This window comes from Paraburkholderia sp. XV (genome assembly GCF_020177535.1).
Taxonomy (GTDB): Bacteria; Pseudomonadota; Gammaproteobacteria; order Burkholderiales; family Burkholderiaceae; genus Paraburkholderia; species Paraburkholderia caribensis.
In genome coordinates, this window is the sequence record NZ_JAGUUD010000003.1 from 101093 (window position 1) to 113756 (window position 12664).

Below are 12664 nucleotides of genomic sequence, written 5' to 3' on the forward strand. Positions count from 1 at the left end.
GGATTCATGTCCAGATACGTACTCGGCGTTTCGGCCTTCTATCACGACTCGGCCGCGGCGGTACTGAAAGATGGAATGATTGTCGCTGCGGCGCAGGAAGAGCGGTTCAGCAGGAAGAAGCATGATCCTCGCTTTCCGCGTGGCGCGATCAACTACTGTCTTGAGGAGGCCGAGATCGACGGCGGCGAGCTCGCGGCGATAGCATTCTATGACGATCCTGCGTTGACGGCGGACCGGATTATCCGGTCATCGATCGCATTTGCGCCCGACTCCGAAGCCTCTTTTAGCCGTGCGATCGGCTCTTTCTTTGCCGTGAAACCCTATTTCAAGGATCTGATTGAGGAGATGTTGAACTGTGAGGTCCCCATCTACTTCGCGCGACATCACTGTTCACACGCAGCATCAGCGTTTTTTCCGTCGCCGTTCGAGGAAGCTGCGGTGCTATGCGTCGATGGCGTCGGAGAGTGGTCGACGACGAGCCTGGGAATAGGGCGCGCCAGCGAGATCGAAATCCTCAAGGAAATCCGTTATCCCCATTCGCTCGGCCTGCTGTACAGCGCGTTCACGTTCTTCTGCGGCTTCAAGGTCAATAGCGGCGAGTACAAGCTGATGGGTCTTGCCCCCTATGGAAGGCCTATCTACGCAGACAGGATCAGGGAGCACCTGATCGACATCAAGGACGACGGCTCGTTCCGGCTGAATCTCGAGTTCTTCGATTTTCATCGTGGGTTGACGCTGACAAACGAGCGTTTCGACCAACTTTTCGATGGGCCGCCGCGTGTGCCCGAGTCGAGAATCAGAAGGCGCGAAATGGACCTCGCTTCATCTATTCAGGCGGTGACGGAAGAGGTCATGCTCAAGATTTCGCGTACTTTACGCGATATGACGGGCGCGGCCAACCTGTGTCTTGCGGGGGGCGTCGCGTTGAACTGCGTGGCGAACGGCAAGATTCTGCGTGCAGGGATTTTCGATGGTATCTGGATCCAACCGGCAGCGGGCGACGCGGGCGGCGCGATCGGCGCGGCGTATCTAGCGGACTTCTACATGCTTGGCGGCACCCGACCGAAGCACGATGGTGCTGGCGATTCACAACAGGGAAGTTTTCTCGGGCCGGATTTCAGCGACGATGACATTCTCACATTTCTGTCACAGTCGGGTGCCAGGTATCATCCGTTGGACGATCCCGATAACGACGCGATGGTCATCGCCTCTTTGCTCGCGGAACAAAAGATCGTCGGGATGTTTGCTGGCCGTATGGAGTTCGGTCCGCGCGCACTCGGCAACCGTTCGATTCTCGGGGATCCACGCGCGGCGACCACGCAGTCGCGCATGAACCTGAAAATCAAGTTTCGAGAATCATTCCGGCCGTTCGCACCGATTATCCTGGAGGACGATGCAGCCGACTATTTCGAGCTTGATTCGACCAGTCCTTACATGCTTATCGTTGCGCCCTTGAGGAGTGTTCATCGTCGGGTGCCGGAGCCATCGCCTGATCCTGAAGACATGCTGCAAATTGTCAATGGGTTGCGCAGTACTGTCCCGGCCATTACCCACATCGACTACAGCGCGCGGATCCAGACGGTGGAGAAGGACGTGAACCCGAAGATGTTCGCTTTGCTGCAGGCATTCCGGACACTGACGGGGTGTCCGCTGCTTGTCAATACCTCGTTCAATGTCCGCGGCGAGCCGATCGTCTGCACGCCAGAAGACGCTTATCGATGCTTCATGCGCACCGACATCGATGTGCTCGTTATGGGAAACTACATCCTCTACCGTGACGAACAGAAGCCCATCGAATCTGACGACTCGTGGAAAAAGGAGTACCAGCTTGACTAACATTGATATCGGAAGGCTATTCCGTTCAAAACTCGCGGGGACAAAGCCGCTCGTCGCGCCTTTCTTGCTGGAGAAGGCGGACTCCACGTGTTCATCGTATTTTCTTGACGTCTTCGAGCCGGACCCGATCGTAGTCGAGAAAGATATGATCGACTCGTTAGTCGCGATATGGCGCGAACAGGGGTTGGAGGAACTCGCGTTGTTCGAGCCCGAGTTGCGTAAGATCGCCAAGGCGCTTCGTGCCCCCGACGAACAGGCTGAGGTGATATCGCAATTCGTCTATGTGATGTATTGAGTCTGTTTCTCGCTGGCAGTCAGCTCGCCAGGACCGTTTGTCTGAATTCATTGGTTGGTGACCGCCCTTCGTCCTGCTCGAAGGGGCGGAGAAACTTGCCCATCGCCAGCGCCATCGTCTCAAGGTCGGAAGAAGCGCATTTTCATTGATGTGCGTTGCTCTAAAGCCACTGCGGACGGTAGTTGGAAGAGGATGTGATGTTCGAACCAGGCGAGCCGGACGAAATACGTATCAAAGCGGGAGTTTTCTTCTCACTGGCGAAAGTAGTGATAGCGGAAGTGGCTGTCTGTACGACTTCGATTTCCGTATGCCGCCGATTTACATTGGCACGCGGCGTCCTTAATACGTTTGCCGGCGACTAGTTGGGGCCTCCGCGCGGGGATATGGGTAAGAGTAAGACAAATTACGAGGCGCCAGTTGCAAGTCCGACATCTGGCTAAGGGTCAACCTCATCCTCGAAGAGTTTGTGCCGTATCGCGTAGCGGATGAGCGCGCTTTCATTCCCCGCCTGCATTTTTTCGATGATATGCGTCTTGTGCGTGCTGACTGTCTTCACGCTGAGGCACAGTTCATGGGCAATCTCGGTGAGGCTCTGGCCTTCGACAATTCGTCTGAAGACATCAAACTCGCGCTCGGATAGCCGCTGATGGGGCATTGCCTCCGCCGGTTCATTCAGGTTCTGGGCGAACCGCTCGGCCATTGACAGGCCCACATACACCCCACCGGATGCGATTTTCGTGATCGCATTGAGCAACTCGCTGCTCGCGCTTTCCTTGGTCAGGTAACCCGATGCGCCTGCCTTGAAGGCCCGCGCAGCGTACTGGTGCTCCGCATGCATCGACAGCACGAGTATCCGCAAGGCAGGGTTCTCGTCCTTGATCTGCCTGATGAGATCGATACCGTTCTGCCCAGGCATCGACAGATCGAGCAGGAGTACATTGGCGCCGACGGAGCGCACCATCGCGATGGTCGTCGTGCTGTCCCACGCTTCACCCGCGACTTCAAACCCGCTGGCGTCGAGCAGGACATGGCGTAATCCGTCGCGTACCACCGCGTGGTCATCAGCCAGTAGAACCTTTATCACGTCCCTTCCTCCTGTCGAGGGCCGCGTCAACGATCACGCCGATGAGCGGCCACACGCGCCTGCCTGAGTGCGCTGGCAGACCGGATGCTCTGCAGCTTCAGGGGAATCTACTCATCGGGCTCACAGTTGGCGACATGCGCTGTCAACCTCGGCCATGCCGCGTTCAAGCGCGAACTGCCTTGCCTCGTCCGCGTTTCCGAAACTGCCCAGTACCGACGAGGCCCTTTCCCTGCCGTCGGGTGACTGCACGATAAACATCGCGACATATTCGCCGCTCTCGTACGCCGCCAGAGGCTGGAGACGATACCCCCTGTACTTAATCCGGGTGCTGTGCATGCATCCTCCCCAGGCGACGCGATATCGCCGACAGACGCTCGAGCAGATCCTGTTTCTTCGTGATGACCTGCGCTGAGCTGGCGACGACGCACGTGCCCAGAAGCCGTCTGTGCCAGTAGTCGGGATCGGTGATGAACCGATGTTCCGAAGCACAGCCAGCAAGGTTGAGGTTTTCCAGGCGGGTTACCACCGCCTCGATATGAAGCAGATCCTGAATTTCCAGTTCATCGGTGCTCATGGTTTAACTCCTCGGAAAGCCAAACCATTCCTGCTCCGGCAGGCGCTTCGCCGTCTGCAACAGCCCTTCGCGGTCTGCACGCTTGCCTTGTCGGTAAGTTTATCCAGCCGTTTAGTCGTTTTGAATGACAGGAAGTAAGATAGTAACGATCTGCTCGATATGATCCAGAATTGACACATCTATTTCTGAACATGCGCTGAACACTTCATAAGCAGCCTATGTCGGCGCCGGTCGCGAAACCACGCCAATGCCGGCGACAGACGGGTGACTTTCGGTGCAGCGCTGCGGGAGTAAGTCGGGAGACGCAGGATGGGCGAGTTGATGCCGCCATCAGCGCTGTTCCGTTGCGCGTCGACACGGCGCCGGGAAAAGAAGTGGTCATTGAAGTACGGATTCCGTGCATTGCCCAGACGCAAGCTTCAGCGCCCGGCGAAACACAATCCGGTGCCTGGCCGGCGCGGAAGAAAGGACGGCCCGCCCGCAGTCGGCTATGCCGCCTCGGACGGGGCTGGATGCCAGGGAGACTGCCATGCCGCAAGGAAGACCGATTGGCGGGAGTTCCGCAATCTGAGTGACATCGAGGCCGATCATCGCTACCGGCTGCTGGTCGAAGCGGTGCAGGACTACGCGATTTTCATGCTCGACCTCTCCGGCAACGTCACCAGCTGGAACCCCGGCGCGCAGCGCGCGAAGGGCTATTCTGCAGAGGAAATCACCGGCAGGCACTTTTCCCTCTTTTATACGTCGGAGGATGTCGCCGTCGGGAAGCCATTGTCACCGAACGTATTCTCGTCGTGCGACTGGGAGAGGTAACGGGTAACGCCTTTCAGGAGTGGATCGTCGAATGCCGAAATACTGATCTGTCCGCCATAGCGGTGCGAGTGGGTTGAGATTCTTGCCAATTCCTCGCCTTCAATTGGGATTGTTATGCAGGCGGCCAGAATTGCCGAGCCACAAAGTATTTGTAGACGACGTACCGTGATGTGCCTTCCCGGTTTTGCCCACCGTTGTGCGCAAAGGGCGTACTCCAGCGATCCGTTTTCGTAGAAGTGACCTTGCGCATGGCGTTCAAAGGCTCTTCGCCTCAACAGCGGAGAGCGGCAGCAAAACGGTTAGCGCGAAGCCTTGCCCCGGTGCGGTCTGGATCGTCAGTTCGCCGCTCAAGGCTGCGACTCGTTCGCGCATGCCTATTAGCCCGAACGAGCTGGGCGACGGTCGAACATCGCTTCGACAGCCGTGTCCGTTGTCCGCGATACGCACGATGCAGTGCGATTCGCTGCTGGCAATCTCCAGCGTCACCTGTGTCGCGCTGGCGTGGCGCGCCACGTTGGTCAGCGCCTCCTGAACGATCCGGAACACGGCAGTTGAGCTGTCGTGATTGAAGTCGATATCTTCCGCGTCGATATGCTGGACGACGGAGATCGCGTATCGCGACGAAAATCGTTCGATGAACCACTCGATAGCGGACAGCAGCCCAAGATCGTCGAGCATGGCGGGACGCAAATCTGTGGCTATGCGTCGTACCGAAACGACCAGTTGATCGATCAGCGAATAGATATTACTCATATCGGCTGTTTCTTTCGTCGTGTCGATATCCTTGGCACGATTGCTATATTTCGAGCATTCAATCTTGAGCGCGGCCAGTTGTTGACCGAGATCGTCGTGCAACTCGCGTGCAATCCGGGTCTTTTCTTCCTCGCGAGCACGCTGAATGCTCGCCGACAGCCGCTTCAGTTCTTCGCGCGACTCGCGTAGCGCCTCGTCGGCGAGACGCCGCTCGGTGACGTCGATAATCCATCCGACCATGCGGTACGCTTCGCCGGACTGATTCCACAGCGCTTGGCCTCGCGCGTGCATCCATCGGTACTCGCCAGTTCTTACACGTATCCGGTATTCGATTTCGTAAGTGCACCTTTGTGCAAGGTGCGCCGCGAGTTGCGCCCTGACTCGTTCGATGTCGTCCGGATGTATCAGGTCGAGAATGAGCTGACTGTCGTTGGGTAGTTCATGCCCCTCGTACCCCATGATCTGTTGGAATTGGGTCGACAGATAAACGGCGCCCGTCTGTACGTTCCAGTCCCACAGTCCGGCGCTTGCACCGCTGACTGCAAGCTGAAACCGTTCCTCGCTTTCCTTGAGCGCCATCGCGATCTGATGGCGTTCAATTGCGTAACGGATCGCGCGACCTAACTCGGACGAGCTGATATCGCGCTTCGAAAGATAGTCCTGTGCGCCTTCCTGAATAGCTCTCAGGCCCACGGACATATCGTCAAGTCCTGTCAGCACGAGTACAGGAAGTTCGGCGGCATGGTGCTGGAAGGTTCGGAACGTGCCGATTCCTTGCGCGTCCGGCAACCCCAGGTCCAGCAACACGATGTCGAATTGCGTTGACTGAATACGATTGAGCGCATCGGACAAAAGGCCTGCATTGAACAAATGATGCTGAAAATCGAGCACATCAGACAGTGCTTCCTTTATCAGCAAGGCGTCTGTGGGGCTGTCCTCAACGAGCAGAATCCGAACCTCCGGTGGCGCATTCATGATCTGGCGGGGGGCAAGGTCACCACGCCGAACCAGAATTCATTGATTCTGCGCACGACCTCGACAAACCTGGTGAAGTCGACCGGCTTGGCTATATAACAGTTCGCATGCAATCCGTATGTCCTCGCCACATCTTCTTCTGATTTGGAAGTCGTCAATACGACGACCGGGATGTTCATCAGATCGGGGGCGGCTTTCAGTTCTCGTAGAACTTCGCGTCCGCTCTTTTTGGGCAGGTTGAGGTCGAGGATGATCAAGCCGGGTCGTGGCGCGTCGCTATACCTGCCTTCGCGCCTTAAAAACTCCATCGCCGCAACGCCATCCTCGGCTACGTGCAAAGGATTGAGCAGTTTGTAGTAATCGAACGCTTCACGCGTAATCATGACGTCGGTCGGGCTATCCTCGACCAGAAGGATATGGGTCAGTTCGTCGGCGGCCTGCGTAAGCATGAGCTACTCCCGCGGGTTGTCCTGGGATGGGGTACCGTCCCCGGTTACTGCCATTAGCGTGAAAAAGAATGTCGTTCCGTTGCCTGGTTCGGACTCGACCCAGATGCGTCCACCGTGCTGCTCGACAATACGCTTGCATAGTGCAAGGCCAATTCCCGTTCCTGGGTAATCGATGCGAGAGTGGAGGCGCTGAAAGATCATGAATATGCGGTCGAAGTATTGCGGGTCGATGCCGATCCCATTATCCTTCACCGAGATCACCCAGTTGTCGCCTTCACGGTGTGCACCGATGTCGATGCACACCGCCCAATCGACCCGCCGAAACTTGACTGCATTGCCGATCAGATTCTGAAAGAGCAGCGCGAGCTGCGTCGGGATCGCCATGACGGAAGGCAATGCACCACGAGTGATCTGCGCGCCGGACTCCTGCAGCACGACGCTCAAGCTCTTCAAGGCCTGATCAAGTGCGGCAGCACATTCGGTCCACTGCTGAACTGCGCCCGACCTTCCGACACGGGAATAGGAGAGCAAGTCGTCGATCAGCTTTTGCATGCGCGTCGCGCCATCCACTGCATGCATGATGAACTCGTCCGCGCGCGCGTCCAGTTGTCCTTGATAGCGGCGCTGAAGTAACTGAAGCGGACCCGCAACGGCGCGTAACGGCTCCTGTAGATCGTGGGACGCCACGTATGCAAACTGTTCGAGATCCTGGTTCGAGCGCGCGAGTTCTTCCGTCCGGCGTATGAGCTCCTGCTCCGCGCGCTTTCTCTCTGTGATGTCGACAATGGCGGCGAGCACGAAATTTTCATTGGAAGTTGTGACGGGGTTGAGCCCAATCTCGACAGGAAACTCTGAGCCGTCCAGACGACAGCCGTACAGGTCACGACCCGTGCCCATCCGGCGCGGTTTCAGATCATGCAGATAGGCAGACCGGGAAACCCGATGCCCTGTCCGGAAGCGTTCCGGCACAAGCGTTTCAATCGACTTCCCGAACAACTGCTCGCGGCTGTAGCCGAACAGGTGTTCGGTCTGCGCATTCACGAGGACAATCTTCCCTTCCTGATCCACCATCACCATCGCATTCGGCGCAGCTTCCACCACTTGCCGGAAGCGCTCTTCCAGGCGTTTGCGTTCCGTGATGTCCACGATGGCGGCAAGCACGAATATGCCCTCGGTCGTCGTGACGGGGTTCAGCCCGATCTCGACGGGAACTTCGGCGCCGTCCTTTCGCAGCGCAAAGAGGTCACGGCCGGTACCCATCGGTCTGCTGCTCAGGTCGCCGTAGAACATGCGACGGTATTCCGGATGCGCGCCGCGCAGGCGCACGGGCACGAGCATGTCCACACTGTTGCCGACAAGTTCGTCGCGCGGATAGCCGAAAAGCTTCTCCGCCTGCGCATTGACGAGAACGATCAGACCGTCGCGGTCGGCCATGACCATCGCGTTGGGTGCAGCCTCCACGACTTGCCGGAAAAGTTCGTGAGTCAAACTGTTCAGTGGCTTGTACGGCTCCATTCGATCTCCGTCGCTTAAGGTTGCAACCGCTACGCCGGCAACGCGCTGGCCCGGGCGGCGTGCGTGCCGCGGTTGCAGTGGCCCGTTTATAGCTTGCGCACGTATGAAATATGATCGCTCGTTTCTGGCCGGATGTGTGCTACGACAGCTTCGTACCCGCCAGATAAGGTCTCCGGGTTTTCCCTTTCCCGCAGCGACCTTGCAATGGGAAGGTCCGAGGGCAAGGTCTCCGCTCTCGCGTGAGTGCACATGGTCAAGCTGGTTGATACAGGTCAACGACGACAGTCCGGCGCACGCGATGATGTCAGGGTATCCGAAGCGGTTAGCAACGCGCGGTTGATCTGGGCGTCGGACGGAGGCGAAGATGGGCATTGGCATGCAGATCGTCTATCTGGGCTTCTGTGGTACAGCACGGCTGGAAGGCGAGGCTGCCGCGCAACTGGTGCGTCTGGAACCTTACAGCGGGCTTCTTTCGAATTGCCATCTGGCGATCGAGGAAATTCATTCGCCGTCGGCCAGACCGACTTACGACGTTCGCCTTGACCTGATCACTCGCGCGCGAGACCTCAAACCCATCGAACATTATTCGAGTGAAGATGCGGAACAGGCAGTCCGCTGGGCGTTCGACGCCGCGGAAAAAGAACTTCAGGCGACAGAAGGCGCGGCGAGACTGCGGCGGCAGTAATGTTCGGCCGGACAAAGCGGATCAGAGGCCACCTTCGGCGAACACGCCGTTTTCGGGATCCGATTCTGCGTTATCGACACACTGAATGTGCCACTTACCGGGTATCGGCGCGTGATGAGCATGGCGATACCACAACGCTTGTCCCGACTCGCCCTCGCACGGGCTTGCGGGCGAACCGAGGTTCAGTCCTGTGAGCTCGCAGATCGCGCGGTCATGGCCTGCACCATGAATGCGCGTGTTTCTTTGCGGGTACGTCAAGGCACCCCACGCTGGCAGATCGATTACTGCGTGTCCTTCCCGTGACCACTTACGCGATTCGCGGTCGAGCCAGAGAACCGCATAAGCAACATCAGCGCATTGAAATGTATCGAGGTGGACGGTAATTCTCATTAGTCGCTCCGTGATGGAAGAAGGTGAAAGACGCCGATACGAAGTTCATTGCGACATGACCCACTCGACCAGTTTATGTGCATCTTCGGCGGATAGCGGGCCGCCGCGCTCGGCCGGCAGAGGCATGGGCGTGTCGCCCCAATGCGCACGCCCACCTTTTCTGAGCTTGATTTCCAGCATCGCCTTCGCGTCCGGGACGTCCCGATACCGGTCCGCGATCTGACGAAACGAAGGCGCAAGAAAGGGCGCATCCGACGTGTGACAGAACATGCAATGCTGCTGGTCGACCAGTTCGGTCGGTTCATCGACGCGCGCATTGGCCGCGTCCAACCCGGCGGCGAATAGAACTGAGGTGAAGGCAAGCAGAACGGACCAGCGGGCATGACTCACAATAAACGCTCCACTATTGATTAGATGATTTCCCATTAGTCGACGACGTCCGATAGAGGCCGCCTTGACGAGTGATGGACCTGCGGCCCGCGGCTCATACGCGGCAGCAACTGCGGCATCGCATCGACGTTCAGCAGGCCCCTTTGCGTTTCGCGCAGCGTCGTCACTTCAACAGGCTGATTGAGGTACGACGCCGTGAGCCCCCTGGACACCGCGAGCAGCAGCATCCGTCAAACACACGCACGACTGACGTGACGAGGAGGGGCGCCGCGAAATTGAGCAGCCCCCGACAGCCGCGCCATATGCGGGCATACCGTCGTCCCGGCGGCGCGAGTGAATCCAGCTGGCGAGTTCCCTCCGAAAGCGCGCATCGGCGAATTGCGCGTGATCCGCCTCAGCTATCAACTGGGCGATCGCGTGACGTGCAGTGTCCGCCTCGACACAGGTCGCGATGGCACCTTCCGCGTCGCACGCGGCGACCAGATCCGAGTGAAGGCGTGGCTCCACGGGTTCGTCGACGAACGGCGTCCGGGTTGTGACGCGGACCGTCAATGCGGTGAACAGACTGGCGAGCGCCTTGTCTAGATGACCTTCCCGTGAGACGCGCACCTCGGCGATCACGTCGGGATCCGACTCGGAGGGGAACACGGTGATTGCATAGGACAGCCCGAAATGGCTCGGTGCGACCCGCAGGTTAAGCAGCGCTGCTCCACAACTCATGAGCAGTTCTCGATCGACCGGATTGACAACGGGCAACGCCCGCGTGCGATCTGCGCATACCTGAACCGTGTGACCGTCGACGATGAACCGCCACGGCTGCGCGTTGTGATTAGAGGGGGCGAGAATCGCGTACTGAAGCGCAAATCGCAACTGCTGGCCGAGCGACGCACGATCATCGAAGTCCGTTTCGTTCGGTTCCCACGCGGACGGGGTTCTTGCGTTGTTCATGGGAGATATTCCTTGGCCAGTGCGACGAGGACGCCCTTTGCTTTGCATTATCGTGGCATGCCGTAATGACTCGTCTTTGAGGCAAATCAAGTCTTTATTGACGTCGACAGCCGGCACGTCCTGGTGTTATGCGCAAGTGAAACTCAGCGGCCGAAAAGCCGCGCGTCTTGAAGCGTCGGCGCGATGGCGGCGTCGATATGCTTCAAGTATCGGCGCGCGTAAGGCTAAAAAGGATTAGCGACGCTTTAAGTGGAGATAGGAAGCGAGGTAGCAAATCCAGTAAAATTCCCACCTGCGTAAATGATGTGAAAGTGGATTTATATCTCGTTGTCATCGACGAGTTTGTGGCGAATCGCGTACCGCACTAGCGCGTTCTCATTTGCCAACTGCATTTTCTCGAGTACGCGCGTCTTGTGCGTGCTGACGGTCTTCACACTCACACATAGTTCATGGGCGATTTCGGTGATGCTCTGACCGGCGACGATTCGTCTGAAGACTTCGAACTCACGGTCCGAGAGCCGCTGATGCGGTAACGCTTCCACGGGGTCGTTCAGCGTTTGTCGCGCGCGTGACCCGGCAACGTTCGCTTCCTCGTGCGCTACATACACTCATCGTCATGCAGTATTCGCGGGACCTCAGTCCGGTTGACCTGAGTCAAGCGCTGACTGTGGGACTGGAACACACTGCCTTTCATGCGGCCTGGTCCCTGTTCTGGGTGGCCGAAGCATCACGACTGGAGGTTCATCATGTACGACCGGATCCTTGTTGCGCTCGACGACAGCGCGAGCGCGCAGATGGCGCTCGGCGAGGCGGTCAGGCTCGCAAAACTGTCCAGCGGCGTGGTGTATGCGCTGTCCGTCGTGGACCGTGGCCGGTGGCCGGGCGAGGTGAGCGCGCGGTTCGAGTTCGAACCTGAACCTTCCGCCGCGTCGAACGCCGCCACTCGCCTGTTCGACGAGGCGAATGCGCTGTTCCGGGAATCAGGCGTCAGCGGGAAAACGCGGGCGATCGATGCTTACGGTGAAAGTGTGTCGGAGGTACTGGCGCGCGCGGCGGAAGAATGCGACGCGGACATCATCGTGATCGGCACGCACGGAAGGCACGGCGCCCAGCGATTCTTGCTGGGCAGCGTCGCGGAGTCGCTCGTTCGCTCGACGCAACGGCCTGTTCTGCTGCTCCGGCATGGTGGTTCCCGCGCACAGACACAAGGGTGACGCGTCACGAAGCGGCGTCGGGTTCATGCAGATGCAGTTTGCACGCAATTCTTCTTCTATTGCATTGCAAAAGCGACCGAGTGGCGCGATACCGAAGCGATGCGCATCGTCGCGCCGTTCGCGCTCAATGCGACATCAGCACGGGCAGTGTCATCGATTCCAGCATCGCTCGGGTTACACCGCCAAACACGCGTTCGCGTGCGCGGGAATGGCCGTAAGCGCCCATCACCAGCAGGTCGGCTTGCATGTCCGACGCGCGGTCGAGCAGGGACGTGCCGACGTCCGCACCGATGTGTGTGCGTGTCGTGGAAAGCGATGCGTTCACCCCATGCGTATCGAGCCACGCCGCGACGTCGATTCCCATGGGCGCCTCGCGCGTCCCATCAGCGTGTTGCACGATGTCGACGCTCACGTAACGAGCGCTCTCGAGCAGCGGCTGTGCGTCGGCCACGGCGCGAGCCGCTTCGCGGCTGCCGTCCCACGCGATCAGAACGTTTTCCCCGGGAGGGTGCAGGCTGCCCGTATGAGGGACGACGAGCGCCGGACGGCCTGCGTCGAGGACCAGATTGCCGACGAAATTTGGCGCCACATACGAAGCAGCGTCTTTTGGGTCGTCCTGACCGAGGATGAGAAAGTCGGCGTGACGGGCATGGAGCTTTGCTGTCCACTGTATGACGGCCACGTCTCAATCCATTGAGGCATGTCAATCGAAGGGGCGATCCCGGCGAAACACAGCTTACTTT

Annotated in this window: 11 protein-coding genes and 4 pseudogenes; 5 read left to right on the forward strand and 10 right to left on the reverse strand. The window is 58.6% G+C overall.

The genetic code is table 11. The features are described 5' to 3' along the window. Nucleotides 1-6 precede the first annotated feature (6 nt). Entirely contained in the window at nucleotides 7-1836 is a 1830-nt protein-coding gene (locus KFO72_RS02690; RefSeq protein WP_225031328.1) for a carbamoyltransferase, read from the forward strand. After that, nucleotides 1829-2131 (forward strand): hypothetical protein, encoded by a 303-nt coding sequence (locus tag KFO72_RS02695; protein WP_054932142.1) that lies wholly within the window; start codon nucleotides 1829-1831, stop codon nucleotides 2129-2131. Before KFO72_RS02690 ends, KFO72_RS02695 begins: the two co-directional genes overlap by 8 nt. A gap of 436 nt (nucleotides 2132-2567) precedes the next feature. On the opposite strand, the gene KFO72_RS02700 is transcribed toward KFO72_RS02695, so the two are convergent. Both KFO72_RS02700 and KFO72_RS02705 read right to left on the reverse strand, forming a co-directional pair. Then, on the reverse strand, nucleotides 2568-3215 hold the full coding sequence (locus KFO72_RS02700) for a response regulator transcription factor (RefSeq protein ID WP_060608015.1): 648 nt from the start codon (nucleotides 3213-3215) through the stop codon (nucleotides 2568-2570). A 316-nt stretch (nucleotides 3216-3531) separates the two neighbouring features. Then, a complete protein-coding gene (locus tag KFO72_RS02705; protein ID WP_054935269.1) occupies nucleotides 3532-3789 on the reverse strand; it encodes a hypothetical protein in 258 nt (85 codons plus the stop codon). A 567-nt stretch (nucleotides 3790-4356) separates the two neighbouring features. Between KFO72_RS02705 and KFO72_RS02710 the strand changes: the two are divergent. Next, nucleotides 4357-4560 (forward strand): annotated as a pseudogene (locus tag KFO72_RS02710) (PAS domain S-box protein); the annotation flags it as partial. Nucleotides 4561-4857: 297 nt separating this feature from the next. Here KFO72_RS02710 and KFO72_RS02720 read toward each other — a convergent pair. Genes KFO72_RS02720 through KFO72_RS02730 form a run of 3 tightly spaced genes read right to left on the reverse strand, consistent with a single transcriptional unit; the run spans nucleotide 4858 to nucleotide 8672 of the window. Continuing rightward, nucleotides 4858-6330, reverse strand: coding sequence for a PAS domain-containing protein (locus KFO72_RS02720; protein WP_054932169.1), 1473 nt, complete (start codon nucleotides 6328-6330; stop codon nucleotides 4858-4860). Then, nucleotides 6327-6779: a response regulator gene (locus KFO72_RS02725; RefSeq protein WP_225031329.1), complete on the reverse strand. Its 453-nt coding sequence runs from the start codon at nucleotides 6777-6779 to the stop codon at nucleotides 6327-6329. The genes KFO72_RS02720 and KFO72_RS02725 overlap by 4 nt, the downstream gene beginning before the upstream one ends. A gap of 3 nt (nucleotides 6780-6782) precedes the next feature. Continuing rightward, entirely contained in the window at nucleotides 6783-8672 is a 1890-nt protein-coding gene (locus KFO72_RS02730) for a PAS domain S-box protein (RefSeq protein WP_318248420.1), read from the reverse strand. Here KFO72_RS02730 and KFO72_RS02735 point away from each other — a divergent pair. Next, complete coding sequence (locus tag KFO72_RS02735; RefSeq protein ID WP_054932149.1) at nucleotides 8659-8979, forward strand: hypothetical protein; 321 nt, start codon at nucleotides 8659-8661, stop codon at nucleotides 8977-8979. The two genes, KFO72_RS02730 and KFO72_RS02735, sit on opposite strands and share 14 nt — an antisense overlap. Before the next feature lie 21 nt (nucleotides 8980-9000). Here the strand turns inward: KFO72_RS02735 and KFO72_RS02740 are convergent, their stop codons facing one another. The 4 genes and pseudogenes from KFO72_RS02740 to KFO72_RS02755 form a co-directional block, all read right to left on the reverse strand. Beyond that, nucleotides 9001-9369: a DUF3564 domain-containing protein gene (locus KFO72_RS02740; protein WP_054932150.1), complete on the reverse strand. Its 369-nt coding sequence runs from the start codon at nucleotides 9367-9369 to the stop codon at nucleotides 9001-9003. A 45-nt stretch (nucleotides 9370-9414) separates the two neighbouring features. Further along, nucleotides 9415-9759: a c-type cytochrome gene (locus KFO72_RS02745; RefSeq protein ID WP_062917959.1), complete on the reverse strand. Its 345-nt coding sequence runs from the start codon at nucleotides 9757-9759 to the stop codon at nucleotides 9415-9417. Between the two features lie 35 nt (nucleotides 9760-9794). Continuing rightward, nucleotides 9795-10707, reverse strand: a pseudogene (locus KFO72_RS02750) (Acg family FMN-binding oxidoreductase). Nucleotides 10708-11024: 317 nt separating this feature from the next. After that, nucleotides 11025-11276 (reverse strand): annotated as a pseudogene (locus tag KFO72_RS02755) (response regulator transcription factor); the annotation flags it as partial. Between the two features lie 177 nt (nucleotides 11277-11453). Here KFO72_RS02755 and KFO72_RS02760 point away from each other — a divergent pair. Beyond that, complete coding sequence (locus KFO72_RS02760; protein WP_225031330.1) at nucleotides 11454-11921, forward strand: universal stress protein; 468 nt, start codon at nucleotides 11454-11456, stop codon at nucleotides 11919-11921. A 124-nt stretch (nucleotides 11922-12045) separates the two neighbouring features. Here KFO72_RS02760 and KFO72_RS02765 read toward each other — a convergent pair. Continuing rightward, nucleotides 12046-12582: pseudogene (locus KFO72_RS02765) on the reverse strand (universal stress protein); the annotation flags it as partial. Nucleotides 12583-12664: the final 82 nt, after the last annotated feature.

Excerpts from the sequence above, each read along its gene's own strand:
- KFO72_RS02690 (WP_225031328.1), top strand. The coding sequence starts at position 7 with ATGTCCAGATACGTACTCGGCGTTTCGGCCTTCTATCACGACTCGGCC.
- KFO72_RS02705 (WP_054935269.1), bottom strand. The coding sequence starts at position 3,789 with ATGAGCACCGATGAACTGGAAATTCAGGATCTGCTTCATATCGAGGCG.
- KFO72_RS02720 (WP_054932169.1), bottom strand. The coding sequence starts at position 6,330 with ATGAATGCGCCACCGGAGGTTCGGATTCTGCTCGTTGAGGACAGCCCC.
- KFO72_RS02725 (WP_225031329.1), bottom strand. The coding sequence starts at position 6,779 with ATGCTTACGCAGGCCGCCGACGAACTGACCCATATCCTTCTGGTCGAG.
- KFO72_RS02735 (WP_054932149.1), top strand. The coding sequence starts at position 8,659 with ATGGGCATTGGCATGCAGATCGTCTATCTGGGCTTCTGTGGTACAGCA.
- KFO72_RS02730 (WP_318248420.1), bottom strand. The coding sequence starts at position 8,672 with ATGCCAATGCCCATCTTCGCCTCCGTCCGACGCCCAGATCAACCGCGC.
- KFO72_RS02740 (WP_054932150.1), bottom strand. The coding sequence starts at position 9,369 with ATGAGAATTACCGTCCACCTCGATACATTTCAATGCGCTGATGTTGCT.
- KFO72_RS02760 (WP_225031330.1), top strand. The coding sequence starts at position 11,454 with ATGTACGACCGGATCCTTGTTGCGCTCGACGACAGCGCGAGCGCGCAG.